Below are 18,760 nucleotides of genomic sequence, written 5' to 3'. Positions count from 1 at the left end.
AGGTTTTTACGAATAAAGAAGTATGAAAGTAAATCCAAATTATCTCGGTCGTTTGTTTACTGAGAATGAATTAACAGAAGAAGAATGTCAGTTGGCGGAGAAACTTCCAGCAATGAGAAAGGAGAAGGGGAAATTGTTCTGCCAACGTTGTAATAGTACTATTCTAGAAGAATGGTATTTGCCCATCGGTGCTTACTATTGTCGGGAGTGCTTAATTATGAAGCGAGTTAGAAGTGATCAAGCTTTATACTATTTTCCGCAGGAGGATTTTCCGAAGCAAGATGTTCTTAAATGGAGTGGTCAATTAACTCCTTTTCAAGAGAAGGTGTCAGAGGGACTGATTCGAGCAGTAGATAAGCAGGAGCCAACCTTGGTACATGCGGTGACAGGGGCTGGAAAGACAGAAATGATTTATCAAGTTGTGGCTAAGGTGATTAATAGGGGTGGTGCAGTGTGTTTGGCCAGTCCTCGCATAGACGTTTGTTTGGAGCTGTATAAGCGCCTGCAAAAGGATTTTGCTTGTGAGATAGCCCTCCTACATGGAGAATCAGAGCCGTATTTTCGAACACAACTAGTTGTTGCGACGACCCATCAGTTATTGAAGTTTTATCAAGCTTTTGATTTACTGATAGTGGATGAAGTAGATGCCTTTCCTTATGTTGACAATCCTATGCTTTACCATGCTGTCAAGAATAGTGTAAAGGAGAATGGCTTGAGAATCTTTTTAACAGCAACTTCTACCGATGAGTTAGATAGGAAGGTTCGCATCGGAGAATTAAAACGATTGAGTTTGCCAAGACGATTTCATGGAAATCCTTTGATTATTCCTAAACCTGTCTGGTTATCCGATTTTAATCACTGTTTAGAGAAAAGTCGGTTGTCACCAAAGCTAAAGTCTTATATTGAGAAGCAGAGAAAGACAGGTTATCCGTTACTCATTTTTGCTTCAGAGATTAAGAAAGGGGAACAGTTAAAAGAAATCATACAGGAGCAATTTCCAAATGAGAAAATTGGCTTTGTATCTTCTATCACAGAAAATCGATTAGAGCAGGTACAAGCTTTTCGAGATAGAGAACTGACAATACTTATCAGTACGACGATATTGGAGCGTGGAGTTACCTTCCCTTGTGTTGACGTTTTCGTAGTAGAGGCCAATCATCGTCTGTTTACCAAGTCTAGTTTAATACAGATTGGAGGACGTGTCGGTCGGAGTATGGACAGACCGACAGGAGATTTGCTTTTCTTCCATGACGGGTTAAATGCTTCAATCAAAAAGGCAATTAAGGAAATTCAGCAGATGAATAAGGAGGCGGGGCTATGAAGTGCTTATTATGTGGGCAGACTATGAAGGCTGTTTTAACTTTTAGTAGTCTCTTACTTCTGAAGAATGATGACTCTTGTCTTTGTTCAGACTGTGACTCTACTTTTGAGAGGATTGGAGAAGAAAACTGCCCAAACTGTATGAAAACAGGTTTGTCAACAAAGTGTCAAGATTGTCAATTTTGGTGTAAAGAAGAAGTTGAAGTCAGTCATAGAGCGATTTTTACTTACAATCAAGCTATGAAGGATTTTTTCAGTCGGTATAAGTTTGATGGAGACTTCCTTTTAAGAAAAGTTTTTGCTTCAGTTTTAAGTGAGGAGTTAAAAAAGTACAAAGAGTATCAATTTGTTGTAATTCCCCTAAGTCCTGAAAGATTGCTCGAGAGGGGATTTAACCAGGTTGAAGGTTTAGTTGAAGCAGCAGAGTTCTCTTTGCAAGACTTACTAGAGAAGAGAGAAGAGCGGGCCAGTTCTTCCAAAAATCGTTCAGAACGCTTGGGGACAGAACTTCCTTTCTTTATTAAAAGGGGAGTCACTATTCCTAAAAAAATCCTACTTATAGATGACATTTATACTACTGGAACAACTATAAATCGTGTGAAGAAGCTGTTGGAAGAAGCTGGTGCTGAGGATGTAAAAACATTTTCCCTTGTAAGATGAGGAAAAAATTTGCAAAAATAAAATGAAAGCGTTATAATGAAATCAGAAAAACAAAAATGTTTAGAAAGAAGGTACTCATATGATTAAATATAGTATCCGTGGTGAAAACCTAGAAGTAACAGAAGCAATTCGTGATTATGTAGTTTCTAAACTCGAAAAGATCGAAAAGTATTTTCAAGCTGAACAAGAGTTGGATGCTCGAGTAAACTTGAAGGTGTATCGTGAAAAAACGGCTAAAGTGGAGGTGACGATTCCGCTTGGTTCAATTACTCTTCGTGCAGAAGATGTGTCTCAAGATATGTATGGTTCAATTGACCTTGTAACCGATAAAATTGAACGTCAGATTCGTAAAAATAAAACAAAAATCGAGCGTAAAAATAAAAACAAGGTAGCAACTAGTCAATTATTTACAGATGCTTTGGTGGAAGATACAAATGTTGTCCAATCTAGAGTTGTTCGTTCAAAACAAATTGATTTAAAACCAATGGATTTGGAAGAAGCTATTCTACAGATGGATTTGTTGGGACATGATTTCTTTATCTATGTGGATGTTGAAGATCAGACAACCAATGTGATTTATCGTCGTGAAGATGGCGAGATTGGCTTGTTAGAAGTTAAAGAATCTTAATTTCAATATGTGTAAAGGAAGGTTTACTAAATTGTAAACCTCCTTTTTCTTATAATTGATAGAATTACTGATTACACTTTTAAAAAGTCGCTTTTTGGTGGTTATTATGGTATAATGGGTGCCAAGAGGTTTGGAATGAAAAAATTTTATGTAAGTCCTATTTTCCCCTTAATATTAGGAATAGTGGCGTTCGGAGTGCTATCTGTGCAACTTGTTTTTGTAACGAATACACTGGTAACGCTATTTCTTTTGCTACTTATTTTGGGTTCATATATTTTACTATTCATCCATCAGAGAGACTACTACTCAAGGAGTGAAGTAGAACAAATCCAGTATGTAAACCACCAAGCTGAAGAAAGTTTGACAACCTTGTTAGAACAGATGCCTGTCGGAGTTATTAAATTAGACTTGTCGTCAGGTGAAGTTGAATGGTTTAATCCTTATGCTGAATTGATTTTGACTAATGAAGTGGGCGAAATTGATGTGGCATTAATTCAAACAATTATCAAGGCTTCTGTGGGGAATCCAGGTTCTTATGCCACCTTGGGTGAGACCCGCTATTCGGTTCATATGGACAAGGTGTCTGGAGTTCTTTACTTCTTTGATGTGTCTGGAGAATACGAAGCGACTGTTGAGTTAGTAACGAGTCGACCTGTGATTGGGATCGTTTCCGTTGACAACTATGATGATTTAGAAGATGAAACATCGGAGTCTGATATCAGTCATATCAATAGTTTTGTAGCCAATTTTGTTTCAGAATTTGCTGGGAAGCATGCCATGTTCTCCCGTCGAGTGAGTATGGACCGTTTCTATCTCTTTACGGACTACACGGTACTTGAGGGATTGATGAATGATAAATTTTCTGTTATCGATGCTTTCAGAGAAGAGTCAAAACAGAGACAGTTGCCTTTGACCTTAAGTATGGGCTTTTCTTATGGTGATGGAAATCATGATGAGATAGGTAAAGTTGCATTACTCAACTTGAACTTGGCTGAAGTGCGTGGTGGAGACCAGGTGGTTGTCAAGGAGAACGACGAAACGAAAAATCCAGTTTATTTTGGTGGTGGGTCTGCTGCGTCAATCAAGCGTACACGAACACGTACGCGCGCTATGATGACAGCTATTTCAGATAAGATTCGGAGTGTGGATCAGGTTTTTGTAGTTGGTCACAAAAATCTAGATATGGATGCTTTGGGTTCTGCTGTAGGTATGCAGTTATTTGCTAGCAATGTGACTCAAAATAGCTATGCTATTTATGACGAAGAACAAATGTCGCCGGATATTGGACGAGCTGTTTCATTCTTAGAAAAAGAAGGAGTTACAAAGTTGTTGTCTGTTAAGGACGCAATGGGGATGGTGACCAATCGTTCTTTGTTGATTCTTGTAGACCATTCAAAGACAGCCTTAACTTTATCAAAAGATTTTTATGATTTATTTACCCAAACCATCGTTATTGACCACCACAGACGGGATCAGGATTTTCCAGATAATGCAGTTATCACTTATATAGAAAGTGGTGCAAGTAGTGCCAGTGAGTTGGTAACAGAATTGATTCAGTTCCAAAATTCTAAGAAAAATCGTCTGACTCGTATGCAAGCAAGTGTTTTGATGGCTGGTATGATGTTGGATACTAAAAATTTCACCTCGCGAGTAACCAGTCGGACATTTGATGTTGCTAGCTATCTCAGAACGCGCGGAAGTGATAGTATTGCTATTCAGGAAATGTCTGCGACAGATTTTGAAGAATATCGTGAGGTCAATGAACTTATTTTACAGGGGCGTAAATTAGGTTCAGATATACTCATAGCAGAGGCTAAGGACTCGAAATGCTATGACACAGTTGTTATTAGTAAGGCAGCAGATGCCATGTTAGCTATGTCAGGTATTGAAGCGAGTTTTGTTCTTGCGAAGAATACACAAGGATTTATCTCTATCTCAGCTCGCAGTCGTAGTAAGCTGAATGTACAACGGATTATGGAAGAGCTGGGAGGTGGAGGCCACTTTAATTTGGCAGCAGCTCAAATTAAAGATGTAACCTTGTCAGAAGCAGGTGAAAAACTGACAGAAATTGTATTAAATGAAATAAAGGAAAAGGAGAAAGAAGAATGAAAGTAATCTTTTTAGCAGATGTCAAAGGAAAAGGTAAAAAAGGCGAAATTAAGGAAGTACCAACAGGATATGCGCAAAACTTTCTTATCAAAAAAAATCTAGCCAAAGAAGCAACTGCTCAAGCTGTAGGTGAACTTCGTGGTAAACAAAAATCCGAAGAGAAAGCTCACGCTGAGATGATTGCAGAAGCAAAAGCAATTAAGGCACAACTTGAGGCAGAAGAAACTGTTGTAGAATTTGTTGAAAAAGTTGGTCCAGATGGTCGTACCTTTGGTTCTATTACCAATAAGAAGATTGCAGAAGAATTGCAAAAGCAATTTGGAATTAAGATTGATAAACGTCATATTCAAGTACAAGCTCCTATTCGAGCAGTTGGTTTGATTGATGTACCAGTGAAAATCTATCAAGATATCACAAGTGTAATCAATCTTCGTGTGAAAGAAGGGTAAATTTACACCTTCTTGACAAGATTGTAAAAGGAAGGGAAGTCTGATGGCAGAAGTAGAAGAGTTACGAGTACAACCTCAAGATATCTTAGCTGAGCAATCCGTTTTGGGAGCTATCTTTATTGACGAGAGTAAGCTTGTTTTTGTGCGAGAATATATTGAGTCTCGGGACTTTTTTAAGTATGCCCATCGATTGATTTTCCAAGCCATGGTTGATTTATCCGACCGTGGCGATGCTATAGACGCAACAACGGTTCGTACCATTCTTGATAATCAAGGTGATTTGCAGAATATTGGTGGCCTGTCTTACTTGGTTGAGATTGTCAATTCTGTGCCAACTTCTGCTAATGCGGAGTATTATGCTAAGATTGTTGCAGAGAAGGCGATGCTACGTCGGTTAATCGCTAAGTTGACAGAGTCTGTCAACCAAGCTTACGAGGCTTCACAACCAGCTGATGAAATCATTGCTCAGGCAGAAAAAGGCCTGATTGATGTCAGCGAAAATGCTAATCGAAGTGGATTTAAGAACATTCGAGATGTATTGAATGTTAACTTTGGAAATCTGGAAGCTCGCTCTCAACAAACGACTGATATTACAGGTATTGCTACGGGCTATCGTGATTTGGATCATATGACGACTGGACTTCATGAGGAGGAGTTGATTATCCTAGCAGCCCGTCCGGCGGTTGGTAAGACAGCTTTTGCCTTGAATATTGCTCAGAATATTGGGACTAAGTTGGACAAAACGGTTGCTATCTTTTCGCTCGAAATGGGTGCAGAGAGTCTAGTAGACCGTATGCTTGCGGCAGAAGGGTTGGTAGAGTCGCATTCTATCCGTACGGGTCAATTGACTGATGAGGAGTGGCAAAAATATACCATTGCTCAAGGGAACCTAGCTAATGCAAGTATCTATATCGATGATACGCCAGGGATTCGGATTACAGAGATTCGCTCTCGTTCTCGTAAATTGGCTCAAGAAACTGGAAATCTTGGTTTGATTTTGATAGACTATTTGCAGCTTATCACGGGAACTGGTCGAGAAAATCGTCAACAAGAAGTTTCTGAAATTTCCCGTCAGTTGAAAATCCTAGCCAAGGAACTGAAGGTTCCAGTAATTGCTCTAAGTCAGCTATCTCGTGGTGTAGAACAACGTCAGGATAAGCGACCAGTCTTGTCTGATATTCGGGAATCTGGGTCTATTGAGCAGGATGCGGATATCGTTGCCTTTCTTTATCGCGAAGATTACTATGAGCGTGGTGGTGAAGAAGAGGACGGCATACCAAATAATAAGGTAGAAGTTATTATCGAGAAAAACCGTAGTGGAGCTCGTGGAACGGTGGAATTGATTTTCCAAAAAGAATACAATAAATTTTCAAGTATCTCAAAGAGGGAGGCATAAGATGTCAGATGCATTTACAGATGTAGCCAAGATGAAAAAAATCAAAGAAGAAATCAAGGCACATGAGGGCCAAGTCGTAGAAATGACTTTGGAGAATGGTCGTAAACGCCAAAAAAATAGATTGGGTAAGTTAATTGAGGTTTATCCATCTCTATTTATCGTGGAATTTGGGAACGTTGAAGGAGATAAACAAGCTAATGTTTACGTTGAATCCTTTACTTATTCAGATATCCTTACAGAAAAGAATTTGATTCATTATCTTGACTAAAGTGAGAAATTTTCTCACTTTTTCTTTTTTTCTCCGAATAGTTTAAGTGAAGGTAATCTTCGACTTATATTATTTTTCAAGGAGGAAGAATGAAAATTTCACCATTTAAAGTAGCAGAGACAAGATTTTCTTTTAGAAAATCAGCTAAAAAGGTTGTTCCCTTTTTAGTAGTAGGATTGATGTTAGCAGCGGGTAATAGTGTATCTGCCTATTCGGGGGGAAATGGCTCGATTGCACGTGGGGATGATTATCCTGTTTATTATAAAAATGGGAGCCAGGAGATTGATAAATGGCGGATGTATTCTCGTCAGTGTACTTCTTTTGCAGCCTTTCGTTTGAGTAATGTCAATGGTTTTGAGATTCCGGGAGCCTATGGAAATGCGAATGAATGGGGCTATCGTGCTCGTCGCGAAGGATATCGTGTAGATAATAGGCCAGCGATTGGCTCGATTGCTTGGTCTACTGCAGGAACTTATGGTCATGTTGCTTGGGTGTCAAATGTAATTGGAGATGAGATTGAGATTGAAGAATACAACTATGGAATAAGGGAATCTTACAATAAGCGCGTCGTGAAGGCCAATACCATGACTGGCTTTATTCATTTTAAAGATTTAGCTGGTGGCAGTGTTGGGAATAGTCAATCCTCAGTTTCAACAGGAGGAACACATTTTTTCAAGTCTAAGGCTGCTATCAAAAATCAGCCTCTAGCTAGCGCAACTGCGATTGATTACTATTATCCTGGTGAGAATGTTCATTATGATCAAATTCTCGAAAAAGATGGATACAAGTGGTTGAGTTATACAGCTTATAATGGAAGCCGTCGCTATATCCAGCTAGAGGGAGTAACTTCTTCACAGAATTCTCAGAATCAATCAGGAAATAGCTCTAGCTATGGATCCAATAGTAGCTCAACTGTTGGTTGGAAGAAAATAAATGGTAGTTGGTATCATTTCAAATCAAATGGCTCTAAATCAACAGGCTGGTTGAAGGATGGTTCTAGCTGGTATTATTTGAAATCATCTGGTGAAATGCAGACAGGCTGGTTAAAGGAGAATGGCTCGTGGTATTATCTGGATAGTTCAGGGGCAATGAAAACAGGCTGGTATCAAGTTTCTGGTAAGTGGTATTACTCTTACTCTTCGGGCGCCTTAGCCGTCAATACGACGGTGGATGGCTACAGAGTAAATAGTGATGGAGAACGAGTATAGAAAATTGGAGTAGGAAAATTTTCCTACTCTTTTCTGTAAGCAGTTTCCTTGACATTTTTTTTGTTTTGCGCTATCATATGTCCATATAATATATGGGAGTCTGTGTACAGTCTGAGAGGAAGCGTTAAGCTTCGACCGCACCTGATCTGGGTAATGCCAGCGTAGGGAACGATACTTAGTCTACTCTTGACCTTTTCCATATATGGCAAAGGTTTTTCTTTTTGTCAAAGGAAAACGAGAAGAGGAGGTTCTTATGAAAGCAAGCATCGCCTTGCAAATTTTACCCCTATCACAGGGGATTGATCGGATTGCTGTTATCGATCAAGTCATTGCTTATCTGCAAGCTCAAGAGGTGACTATGGTGGTGACACCATTTGAAACGGTCTTGGAAGGGGAGTTTGATGAGCTTATGCGCATTCTCAAAGAAGCGCTAGAAGTGGCAGGGCAGGAGGCAGATAATGTTTTTGCCAATGTCAAAATAAATGTAGGAGAGATTTTAAGTATTGATGAGAAACTTGAAAAGTATACTGAGACGACACATTAGTCTATTGGGCTTTATGGGGGTCTTGTCAATCTGGCAGTTAGCAGGTTTTCTTAAACTTCTCCCCAAGTTTATCCTGCCGACACCTCTTGAAATTCTCCTGTCCTTTGTTCGTGATAGAGAATTTCTCTGGCACCATAGCTGGGCCACCTTGAGAGTGGCTTTATTGGGACTGATTTTGGGAGTCTTGATTGCCTGTCTCATGGCTGTGCTTATGGACAGTTTGACTTGGCTTAACGATCTGATTTACCCTATGATGGTGGTTGTTCAGACTATCCCGACCATTGCCATAGCCCCTATCCTGGTTTTGTGGCTCGGTTATGGGATTTTGCCCAAGATTGTCTTGATTATCTTGACAACAACCTTTCCTATCATCGTCAGCATTTTGGACGGTTTTAGGCATTGTGACAAGGATATGCTGACCTTGTTTAGTCTGATGCGGGCCAAACCTTGGCAAATCCTGTGGCATTTTAAAATCCCTGTCAGTCTGCCTTACTTTTATGCTGGTCTGAGGGTCAGTGTCTCCTACGCCTTTATCACAACAGTAGTATCTGAGTGGTTGGGAGGCTTTGAAGGACTAGGTGTCTACATGATTCAGTCCAAGAAACTGTTTCAGTATGATACTATGTTTGCTATTATTATTCTGGTATCGATTATCAGTCTTCTCGGTATGAAGCTGGTTGATGTCAGTGAAAAATATGTTATTAAATGGAAACGTTCGTAGAATAAGAATGTTTCTGAAAAAGAAAAGAGGAAATTGAAATGAAGAAAACATGGAAAGTGTTTTTAACTGTTTTAACAGCTCTTGTAGCTGTTGTGCTTGTGGCCTGTGGTCAAGGAACTGCTTCTAAGGATAATAAGGAAGCAGAACTCAAGAAGATTGACTTTATCCTAGACTGGACGCCAAATACCAACCACACAGGGCTTTATGTTGCTAAGGAAAAAGGTTATTTCAAAGAAGCTGGAGTGGATGTTGATTTGAAATTGCCACCAGAAGAAAGTTCTTCTGACTTGGTTATTAACGGTAAGGCACCATTTGCAGTCTATTTCCAAGACTATATGGCTAAAAAATTGGAAAAAGGAGCAGGAATTACTGCCGTTGCAGCTATTGTTGAACACAATACATCAGGAATCATCTCTCGTAAATCTGACAATGTAAGCAGTCCAAAGGACTTGGTTGGTAAAAAATACGGGACATGGAATGACCCAACTGAACTTGCTATGTTGAAAACCTTGGTAGAATCTCAAGGTGGAGACTTTGAGAAGGTTGAAAAAGTACCAAATAACGACTCAAACTCAATCACACCGATTGCCAATGGCGTCTTTGATACTGCTTGGATCTACTACGGTTGGGATGGTATCCTTGCAAAATCTCAAGGTGTAGATGCTAATTTCATGTACTTGAAAGACTACGTTAAAGAATTTGACTATTACTCACCAGTCATTATTGCTAACAACGACTATTTGAAAGACAACAAAGAAGAAGCTCGCAAAGTTATCCAAGCTATCAAAAAAGGCTACCAATATGCTATGGAGCATCCAGAGGAAGCAGCTGATATCCTCATCAAAAATGCACCTGAACTCAAGGAAAAACGTGACTTTGTCATCGAATCTCAAAAATACTTGTCAAAAGAATACGCAAGCGACAAGGAAAAATGGGGGCAATTTGATGCAGCTCGCTGGAATGCCTTCTACAAATGGGATAAAGAAAATGGTATCCTTAAAGAAGATTTGACAGACAAAGGCTTCACCAACGAATTTGTGAAATAATGACAGAAATTAGACTAGAACACGTCAGTTATGCCTATGGTCAGGAGAGGATTTTAGAGGACATCAATCTGAAAGTCACTTCAGGTGAAGTGGTTTCTATCCTAGGCCCAAGTGGTGTTGGTAAGACTACGCTTTTCAACTTAATTGCGGGGATTTTAGAAGTTCAGTCAGGGAGAATTGTCCTTGATGGTGAAGAAAATCCCAAGGGGCGCGTGAGTTATATGTTACAAAAGGATCTGCTCTTGGAGCACAAGACGGTGCTTGGTAATATCATTCTGCCCCTCTTGATTCAAAAGGTGGATAAGGCAGAAGCTATTGCTCGCGCAGATGAAATTCTTGCGACCTTCCAGTTGACAGCTGTACGGGACAAGTATCCCCATGAACTCAGCGGAGGGATGCGCCAGCGTGTAGCCTTACTACGGACCTATCTTTTTGGGCACAAGCTCTTTCTCTTAGATGAAGCCTTTAGCGCCTTGGATGAGATGACCAAGATGGAACTACACGCTTGGTACCTTGAGATTCACAAGCAGTTGCAACTAACAACCTTGATCATCACGCATAGTATCGAGGAGGCCCTCAATCTCAGTGACCGCATCTATATCTTGAAAAATCGCCCTGGGCAGATTGTTTCAGAAATTAAACTAGATTGGTCTGAAGATGAGGACAAGGAAGTCCAAAAGATTGCCTACAAACGTCAAATCTTGGCAGAATTAGGCTTAGATAAGTAGAAAAATAGGGAGTTGGTGAAGATTATCCTTTACCAGCGCCCTTTTTCTTTTAAAAATGAGAAAATTTCGGTATAATAGTCAAAGATAGTCAAGGTTTAAAGAGAGAGGTGGGTTTGTAATGAGATTTAAAAATACATCGGATCATATTGAGGCCTACATCAAGGCGATTTTAGATCAATCTGGAATTGTGGAGTTGCAACGGAGTCAGTTGGCGGATACTTTTCAGGTTGTTCCCAGTCAGATTAACTATGTGATCAAGACACGCTTTACGGAAAGTAGAGGCTACTTGGTTGAAAGTAAGCGTGGTGGTGGAGGCTACATTCGTATAGGACGGATTGAGTTTTCTAGTCATCATGAAATGCTCAGGGAGCTGCTTTACTCAATTGGTGAGCGGGTCAGTCAAGAAATTTATGAGGATATTCTACAGCTTTTGGTTGAGCAGGAATTGATGACCAAGCAAGAGATGAATTTGCTGGTAGCAGTAGCTTTGGATCGCGTTCTAGGAGAAGAAGCTCCAGTTGTTCGAGCTAATATGCTACGACAGGTCATACAAGAGGTAGATAGAAAAGGGAAGTAAGATGAACTATTCAAAAGCATTGAATGAATGTATCGAAAGTGCCTACATGGTTGCTGGCCATTTTGGAGCTCGTTATCTAGAGTCTTGGCACTTGTTGATTGCCATGTCCAATCACAGTTATAGTGTGGCAGGGGCGACTTTAAATGATTATCCATATGAGATGGACCGTTTAGAAGAGGTCGCTTTGGAACTGACTGAAACGGACTATAGCCAGGATGAAATCTTTACGGAATTGCCGTTCTCCCATCGTTTGCAGGTTCTTTTTGATGAAGCAGAGTATGTAGCATCAGTGGTCCATGCTAAGATGCTAGGGACAGAGCATGTCCTCTATGCGATTTTGCATGATGGCAATGCCTTGGCGACTCGCATCTTGGAGAGAGCAGGCTTTTCTTATGAAGACAAGAAAGATCAGGTTAAGATTGCTGCCCTACGTCGAAATCTAGAAGAACGTGCAGGCTGGACTCGTGAAGACCTCAAGGCTCTACGCCAACGCCATCGTACAGTAGCTGACAAGCAAAATTCTATGGCTAATATGATGGGTATGCCCCAGACTCCGAGCGGAGGTCTCGAGGACTATACGCATGATTTGACAGAGCAAGCGCGTTCTGGCAAGTTAGAACCAGTCATCGGTCGGGACAAGGAAATCTCGCGTATGATTCAAATCTTGAGTCGGAAGACAAAGAATAATCCTGTCTTGGTTGGGGCTGCTGGTGTCGGAAAAACTGCTCTGGCGCTTGGTCTTGCCCAGCGAATTGCTAGTGGGGATGTGCCTACGGAAATGTCTAAGATGCGCGTGTTAGAGCTTGATTTGATGAATGTCGTGGCAGGGACACGTTTCCGTGGTGACTTTGAAGAGCGCATGAATAATATCATTAAGGATATTGAAGAAGATGGCCAAGTCATCCTCTTTATAGATGAACTTCACACTATCATGGGTTCTGGGAGCGGGATTGATTCGACTCTGGATGCGGCCAATATCTTGAAGCCAGCCTTGGCGCGTGGAACCTTGAGAACAGTTGGTGCGACCACTCAGGAAGAATATCAAAAACACATCGAAAAAGATGCGGCCCTTTCTCGTCGTTTCGCCAAAGTGATGATTGAAGAGCCAAGTGTGGCCGACAGTATGGCCATTTTGCAAGGTTTGAAGGTGACTTATGAGAAACATCACCGTGTGCAAATCACAGATGAAGCGGTTGAAACAGCGGTTAAGATGGCGCATCGTTACTTGACTAGTCGTCACTTGCCAGACTCTGCTATCGATCTTTTGGATGAGGCAGCAGCAACAGTGCAAAATAAGGCAAAGCATATAAAAGCAGACGATTCAGGTTTGAGTCCAGCTGACAAGGCCTTGATGGATGGCAAGTGGAAACAGGCAGCCCAGCTAATCGCAAAAGAAGAGGAAGTGCCTGTCTATAAAGACTTGGTGACAGAGTCTGATATTTTGACCACCTTGAGTCGCTTGTCAGGTATCCCCGTTCAAAAACTGACTCAGACTGATGCTAAGAAATACTTAAACTTGGAAGCTGAACTGCACAAACGTGTCATCGGTCAAGATCAAGCTGTTTCAAGTATTAGCCGTGCCATTCGCCGCAACCAGTCAGGGATTCGCAGTCATAAGCGTCCGATTGGTTCCTTTATGTTCCTAGGGCCTACAGGTGTCGGTAAGACCGAATTGGCCAAGGCTCTGGCAGAAGTTCTTTTTGATGACGAATCAGCCCTTATCCGCTTTGACATGAGTGAGTATATGGAGAAATTCGCAGCCAGTCGTCTCAACGGAGCTCCTCCGGGCTATGTGGGTTATGAAGAAGGTGGGGAGTTGACCGAGAAGGTTCGCAACAAACCATACTCTGTTCTCCTCTTTGATGAGGTAGAAAAAGCCCACCCAGACATCTTTAATGTCCTCTTGCAGGTCTTGGATGATGGTGTCTTGACCGATAGCAAGGGTCGCAAGGTTGACTTTTCAAATACCATTATTATCATGACGTCAAATCTTGGTGCGACAGCCCTTCGGGATGACAAGACTGTCGGATTTGGGGCTAAGGATATTCGTTTTGACCAGGAAAATATGGAAAAACGCATGTTTGAAGAGTTGAAAAAGGCTTATAGACCGGAATTCATCAATCGTATTGATGAAAAGGTGGTCTTCCATAGTCTGTCTAGCGACCATATGCAGGAAGTGGTGAAGATTATGGTCAAACCTTTAGTTGCAAGTTTGGCTGAACAAGGCATTGACTTGAAATTACAAGCTTCCGCACTGAAATTGTTGGCAAATCAAGGATATGACCCAGAGATGGGAGCTCGTCCACTTCGCAGAACCCTGCAAACAGAAGTTGAGGACAAGTTGGCAGAACTTCTTCTTAAGGGAGATTTGGTGGCAGGCAGCACACTTAAGATTGGTGTTAAAGCAGGCCAGTTAAAATTTGATATTGCATAAAAATGGAGAATCAGGAGCAATCTTGATTCTTTTTTTGCAATCTTTTTATAAAAAATGATAAAAAACTATTGACAAAACAAAAATATAGTTTATAATAAAAACACAGATAATAAAAATATCAAAAATTATAAAAAAGTGATAGATTTATGAAAAAGAAAACAGCAGTGGTATTTGGAACCTTTGCTCCGCTTCATCAAGGTCATATCGATCTGATTCAGCGAGCGAAGCGGCAGTGTGACCAGGTCTGGGTTGTCGTTTCAGGCTATGAGGGAGATAGAGGGGAACAGGTAGGCTTAACGCTTCAAAAAAGATTCCGCTATATCCGAGAGGCTTTTCGTGATGACGAGTTGACCTCCGTTTGCAAGTTAGATGAGACTAATCTTCCCCGTTACCCTATGGGCTGGCAGGAGTGGTTGGACCAGATGTTATTGGAGATTTCCTATGATGAAACCCAGCAAGAACTAATTTTCTTTGTGGGAGAGGCAGACTACCAGCAAGAATTATCAAATCGTGGCTTTGAGACTGTCTTGCAAGAAAGAAAGTTTGGTATCTCAGCGACTATGATTCGAGAAAATCCAAGCAAATATTGGAAATATATTGCTCAACCCTTCCGACGTCAGTTTACAAAGAAAGTGTTGATTATGGGAAGTGCCAGCAATGGGAAGACCACTCTAGCCAAGGATTTGGCTAGGTATTACGATGCACCAGTCAGCTTGGAATACGCACGTGAGTACCAGATCAAAAACAATGTCCGCGACGATGAATTGACTCCAAAGGATTATTATTATCTCCTGTTGGGGCAGTATGACCAGACCTCTAAGTTAATTGACAGTAATGCCAATAGGGGACTGGTGATAGCTGATACCAACTCCTTAGTAACCAAGGGCTACTATGATTATTACATGGAGACTGAGGACCAAGGGGATTTATCAGGAGAGACTTTTGATAATCTCTTTGCCTCAATCTTAGCTAAGGAAAAATGGGACTTGATTCTCTTTGTGCAGCCTGTCGGCTCCTATGTCAATGACGGATTTAGAGATATGACTATGGCAGAAGACCATATTCGTCATAGTTTTTCCCAGCATTTGGACCAGATGAGGGAGCGCTACTTAGCAAACATTCCACTAGTTTATCTAGCTGAGGATTATCTAGGAAATTATGAAGCAGCAAAAGTGGCTATTGATGCCATTTACCAAACAGATTAGGAGACAATTATGAAAAAACTAACTGAAAAAATCACACAATTTATCGAGAACTTTAAAAACGTCCATGCGGAAGCCCGCAAGATTGGTTTTGCAGGAATCATGAACCTGCTCTGGAAAGATCTCTTTGTCGGCCGTAGCCTCTTCCAATGGTTGTATCTCATCGTCCTGTCAAGTGTTCCTTTGATCTTGGAATTCACGCAAAATACAGAAAGTCATGACTGGATGAGCTTATTTGCCTCTTGGACTGGGATTGTCTGTGTTATCTTGGTAGCAGAAGGGCGTGCAAGCAATTATCTCTTTGGGGCCATTAACTCTGCTATCTATTTAGTTTTGGCCATGAATGCGACTTTTTATGGCGAAGTTTTGACGACCGTTTACTTCTTTGTCATGCAGCCGATTGGCCTCTATGCTTGGCTGTCTAACCGTATCAATGACCAAGGAAAAGTAGAAGAATCTCACTTTGAAGCTAAGAAATTATCTATTTTTGACTGGCTCAAGTACTTAGCCTTGACTGCTATCATTTGGATTGGTATGGGCTTGGCTTACCAAAGTATCCATAGTGCTCGCCCTTTCCGTGATAGTGTTACCGATGCGACCAATGGTGTAGGTCAGCTCTTGATGACACGTCTCTACCGTGAGCAATGGATTTTCTGGATTGCAACCAATCTCTTTAGTATTTACCTCTGGTGGGGTGAAAATATCCACATCCAAGGGATGTACTGGGTTTACACACTCAATAGTCTAGTAGGTTGGTACCAATGGACCAAGGCAGTTCGTAAGGAGGCATAAAATGACGGACACGATGATTCCAGCAGGGATGACGGAAAGAGAATATTTTGAAATTCATGCAAGTCAGGAGGAATTTTTGGATTGGTACTACAAGCAGGAACTTCCTCAATACGAAAAACCAAGTGTGACGGTGGATATGGTAGCCTACTGCTTTGTCGAAGGAAATATCAAGCTCTTATTAATTCGTCGCAAGGCTCACCCTTATCAAAATTGTTTGGCTCTGGTTGGAGGATTTATGGACAAGGGCGAAGATGCTGCGCATGCCTGTCAGCGTGAGGTGAGAGAAGAAGTCAATCTCGATCTTCCTTTGGAAAAAATCGAGCAATTGATGACCGTATCGACTCCCGGCCGTGACCCACGGGGCTGGACAGTGACCATTGCCCACTTGGTTTATTTGCCTAGTCGTGCATTAGAACTTGTTCAAGCAGGAGACGATGCCAAGGATGTGGTTTTTGTAGATGTCGATTTTCAGACAGGCAAGTGCTTCTCAAAGGGAGTAGAGTTGGAGGATCAAGCCTTCGCTTTTGACCATTATGCCATTATCCAAGAATCCATCAAACGAATCCAAGGCCGTCTAGACTGGAACCCAACCTTCCTCTATCTGCTAGAGGAGGAGTTCACTGTCTACGAAGGGACTGAACTGGTCAATCTCATCAACCCCGGTCGTCCAATCGTCAGCAATAACTTTCTCGTAAAATATGGCGAGTACGTAGAAGAGGTCGGGCTCAAACGAGTACCTAAAAAGAAACCAAGAAAAACCTATCGACTGAAATAAAAAACGAGGTCGGGACAAAGTTCCCGACCTCTTTATGTACCATCATGAAATGGTTTTGCTGTTGCGACTGTTTTTAGGGATGGCTATCTTTCTTAGAATTGCTCAACAGGTGAGTAAAGAAGTCTTTGTATCGATACTTGAGATAGTTCTCATGTAAAAATAACAAGGCGATATAAACAATCAAAAAGATTGTAGTCAGATAAAACACATCAAATGCAGTTCGCGCATAGTAAGTGGCTGATTGATAAGAGACAATAGCTGTCACAATCAACCAAGGAAGATACTTGTAATATTTGCTTAACATAATCCTACACCTCCTATATTCTATTTCAATGTTATTATATTCCTTTGCACTTAAAGTTGCAAGCGATTACACAAAAAACAAATTCAAATTTTTAATAGGAAAATCTCCTGTTTTTCTGTTTTATTACGAATAGAAGAGTAGGAGGAGTAAATGTATCTAAAGTATTTAAGATTTTTAAAATAGTTTAGATAAATTGTTGACATATTTAAAACGTAATGTTACAATCATATTACAAAAAGATTTCTTTATATTTCTAAAATATTACAAAGGAGTAGAAAAATGAAAAAGAAAACCTATATCAAATTGATGGCAGCGACTGTATTGGCTTCTACTTTGCTATTAGGAGCTTGTGGAAATAAAAAGGAAACAACTCAAGCGAGCAGTTCTGCTAAGACAAGCCAATCATCAAGCTCTAAAGCAGCTTCTGCTAGCAAAGAAAGCAAGACTCAGAAGTCCTCAAGTTCAGCTTCATCTGAAAAGGATAAGGCATCTACTGATCAATCTTCAGCAACTGCAACGCCATCACAAGCGGCACCTGCACCAGAGCAAAGACAGGGTCAAGAAGTGTCTAATCAACAGGCGGCTAGTCAACAAACTTCTGCTCAGACTCCTTCAACTCAACAAGCTCCTCAAGCCCAGTCTAACCAATCAAGCTATGATCCTACAACTGACCGCAAACTTCAAGACAAACAAGCAGAGCAAAATAAACGCTACAAGGGTGTTTTAACCATGGTAGATGGTGATTTCTCAGCTGCAGCGGGCAATTGGAAGGGAGCAAATGGCGAAACCATCACAGTTTCATCAGGTGGTCAATTTACAGTAGAATCTGCTGATGGAAAGAAAGAAAATTACTCTATCAAAGGCTATTCTTATACTCTTGATGATGGTAAGTATAATGCCAAAATTGGTGGAGGAAAAGTCATCCAAATTACAACAGGAGCGGATGGTAAGGTTTCCAGTGTTGCTTTGAGTCAATAATAACCCTCAGTATTTGAATTTTTACAATCAAAGAAAATCCGTCAGCTCAATAAGAGTTGACGGATTATTTTATACTTGTACTTGGGTTAAAAATTCTTCTGTAGTAAGAATTTGAGCAAACTCATCTTGTAGAGAAAGGAGATTAATCTCATGGATAGTCTCAGGAGAGATGGCTTGACCGTTTTTGTTAGATAGGGTAAAACTGGCAGTGGCATCTGCTAGTAAAGTGACTTCAAAACCAAGATTTGCTGCCATTCGTGTCGTAGTAGATACACAATGAGGCAGAGTCAAGCCAACAAGGACTAAATGACCAATCTGTTTTTTTCGTAAATATGTTTCAAGATTTGTTCCAATAAAGGCGCTATTAACTGTTTTTTGAAAGACAGGTTCTGAGGTGACTGGTTCAAATCCACTTTTAAACACCTGATTTTGTTTGTTATGAAATTGTGACTGAGGATTGTCAGATATGTGTTGAACATGTAAGACTGGAAGAGAGTGTTTACGAAAGTATGCCAGTAATCTCAATGCTTGATGTTCAGCTTGAGGGTTATTTCGTTCTCCCCAGATAGGGTTATCAAATGCTTTTTGCATATCGATAACCAGTAGAGCAGTATGAACCAT

At 40.8% G+C, this 18,760-nt stretch carries 20 protein-coding genes; 18 read left to right on the top strand and 2 right to left on the bottom strand.

The genetic code is table 11. The annotated features are described in order from the left end of the window. The first annotated feature begins 22 nt into the window (after positions 1 to 22). The 17 genes from ACERDH_RS07245 (at position 23) to ACERDH_RS07165 (ending at position 16,857) form a co-directional block, all read left to right on the top strand. Positions 23 to 1,321 (top strand): ATP-dependent helicase ComFA, encoded by a 1,299-nt coding sequence (locus ACERDH_RS07245; RefSeq protein WP_386685568.1) that lies wholly within the window; start codon positions 23 to 25, stop codon positions 1,319 to 1,321. After that, positions 1,318 to 1,980, top strand: a complete 663-nt coding sequence (locus ACERDH_RS07240) for a ComF family protein (protein ID WP_004255321.1) — start codon at positions 1,318 to 1,320, stop codon at positions 1,978 to 1,980. The genes ACERDH_RS07245 and ACERDH_RS07240 overlap by 4 nt, the downstream gene beginning before the upstream one ends. Before the next feature lie 79 nt (positions 1,981 to 2,059). Continuing rightward, on the top strand, positions 2,060 to 2,608 hold the full coding sequence (hpf, locus tag ACERDH_RS07235) for a ribosome hibernation-promoting factor, HPF/YfiA family (protein WP_004255322.1): 549 nt from the start codon (positions 2,060 to 2,062) through the stop codon (positions 2,606 to 2,608). Between the two features lie 135 nt (positions 2,609 to 2,743). Beyond that, positions 2,744 to 4,717, top strand: a complete 1,974-nt coding sequence (locus tag ACERDH_RS07230) for a GGDEF domain-containing protein (protein ID WP_386685567.1) — start codon at positions 2,744 to 2,746, stop codon at positions 4,715 to 4,717. After that, the gene (rplI, locus tag ACERDH_RS07225; protein WP_000864214.1) at positions 4,714 to 5,166 is read left to right on the top strand and encodes a 50S ribosomal protein L9; all 453 of its coding nucleotides are present in this window, start codon (positions 4,714 to 4,716) and stop codon (positions 5,164 to 5,166) included. Before ACERDH_RS07230 ends, rplI begins: the two co-directional genes overlap by 4 nt. 43 nt (positions 5,167 to 5,209) lie before the next feature. Continuing rightward, the gene (dnaB, locus tag ACERDH_RS07220; protein ID WP_386685566.1) at positions 5,210 to 6,562 is read left to right on the top strand and encodes a replicative DNA helicase; all 1,353 of its coding nucleotides are present in this window, start codon (positions 5,210 to 5,212) and stop codon (positions 6,560 to 6,562) included. A gap of 1 nt (position 6,563) precedes the next feature. Further along, positions 6,564 to 6,830: a Veg family protein gene (locus ACERDH_RS07215; protein ID WP_001278169.1), complete on the top strand. Its 267-nt coding sequence runs from the start codon at positions 6,564 to 6,566 to the stop codon at positions 6,828 to 6,830. A gap of 89 nt (positions 6,831 to 6,919) precedes the next feature. Further along, positions 6,920 to 8,038, top strand: a complete 1,119-nt coding sequence (gene cbpD, locus ACERDH_RS07210; RefSeq protein WP_386685564.1) for a choline binding-anchored murein hydrolase CbpD — start codon at positions 6,920 to 6,922, stop codon at positions 8,036 to 8,038. 253 nt (positions 8,039 to 8,291) lie between these two features. Then, positions 8,292 to 8,582, top strand: coding sequence for a thiamine-binding protein (locus ACERDH_RS07205; protein ID WP_000647655.1), 291 nt, complete (start codon positions 8,292 to 8,294; stop codon positions 8,580 to 8,582). Beyond that, positions 8,545 to 9,303 carry an ABC transporter permease gene (locus ACERDH_RS07200; protein WP_024057369.1) on the top strand — a complete coding sequence of 253 codons (759 nt, stop codon included), beginning with the start codon at positions 8,545 to 8,547 and terminating at the stop codon, positions 9,301 to 9,303. The genes ACERDH_RS07205 and ACERDH_RS07200 overlap by 38 nt, the downstream gene beginning before the upstream one ends. A 38-nt stretch (positions 9,304 to 9,341) precedes the next feature. Continuing rightward, positions 9,342 to 10,349, top strand: a complete 1,008-nt coding sequence (locus tag ACERDH_RS07195; protein WP_004261900.1) for an ABC transporter substrate-binding protein — start codon at positions 9,342 to 9,344, stop codon at positions 10,347 to 10,349. Beyond that, positions 10,349 to 11,077, top strand: a complete 729-nt coding sequence (locus tag ACERDH_RS07190; RefSeq protein WP_023936794.1) for an ABC transporter ATP-binding protein — start codon at positions 10,349 to 10,351, stop codon at positions 11,075 to 11,077. Before ACERDH_RS07195 ends, ACERDH_RS07190 begins: the two co-directional genes overlap by 1 nt. 118 nt (positions 11,078 to 11,195) lie before the next feature. Beyond that, positions 11,196 to 11,654 carry a CtsR family transcriptional regulator gene (locus ACERDH_RS07185; RefSeq protein ID WP_004261972.1) on the top strand — a complete coding sequence of 153 codons (459 nt, stop codon included), beginning with the start codon at positions 11,196 to 11,198 and terminating at the stop codon, positions 11,652 to 11,654. Position 11,655: 1 nt separating this feature from the next. Beyond that, positions 11,656 to 14,088, top strand: coding sequence for an ATP-dependent Clp protease ATP-binding subunit (locus ACERDH_RS07180; RefSeq protein WP_314499147.1), 2,433 nt, complete (start codon positions 11,656 to 11,658; stop codon positions 14,086 to 14,088). A gap of 146 nt (positions 14,089 to 14,234) precedes the next feature. After that, complete coding sequence (locus ACERDH_RS07175; protein ID WP_386685561.1) at positions 14,235 to 15,293, top strand: AAA family ATPase; 1,059 nt, start codon at positions 14,235 to 14,237, stop codon at positions 15,291 to 15,293. A gap of 9 nt (positions 15,294 to 15,302) precedes the next feature. Further along, complete coding sequence (pnuC, locus tag ACERDH_RS07170; protein ID WP_227326017.1) at positions 15,303 to 16,082, top strand: nicotinamide riboside transporter PnuC; 780 nt, start codon at positions 15,303 to 15,305, stop codon at positions 16,080 to 16,082. Position 16,083: 1 nt separating this feature from the next. Beyond that, positions 16,084 to 16,857 (top strand): NUDIX domain-containing protein, encoded by a 774-nt coding sequence (locus tag ACERDH_RS07165; RefSeq protein WP_386685560.1) that lies wholly within the window; start codon positions 16,084 to 16,086, stop codon positions 16,855 to 16,857. A 73-nt stretch (positions 16,858 to 16,930) separates the two neighbouring features. Here ACERDH_RS07165 and ACERDH_RS07160 read toward each other — a convergent pair whose 3' ends face one another. Next, entirely contained in the window at positions 16,931 to 17,161 is a 231-nt protein-coding gene (locus ACERDH_RS07160; RefSeq protein ID WP_386685559.1) for a hypothetical protein, read from the bottom strand. A gap of 279 nt (positions 17,162 to 17,440) precedes the next feature. On the opposite strand from ACERDH_RS07160, the gene ACERDH_RS07155 reads away from it, so the two are divergent. After that, complete coding sequence (locus tag ACERDH_RS07155; RefSeq protein ID WP_386685558.1) at positions 17,441 to 18,139, top strand: hypothetical protein; 699 nt, start codon at positions 17,441 to 17,443, stop codon at positions 18,137 to 18,139. A gap of 69 nt (positions 18,140 to 18,208) precedes the next feature. On the opposite strand, the gene ACERDH_RS07150 is transcribed toward ACERDH_RS07155, so the two are convergent. Then, the gene (locus ACERDH_RS07150) at positions 18,209 to 18,760 is read right to left on the bottom strand and encodes a cysteine hydrolase family protein (RefSeq protein ID WP_386685556.1); all 552 of its coding nucleotides are present in this window, start codon (positions 18,758 to 18,760) and stop codon (positions 18,209 to 18,211) included.

It is taken from the genome of Streptococcus bovismuti (assembly GCF_042436615.2).
GTDB lineage: Bacteria > Bacillota > Bacilli > Lactobacillales > Streptococcaceae > Streptococcus.
This window is presented reverse-complemented; position numbering and strand designations above follow the sequence as displayed.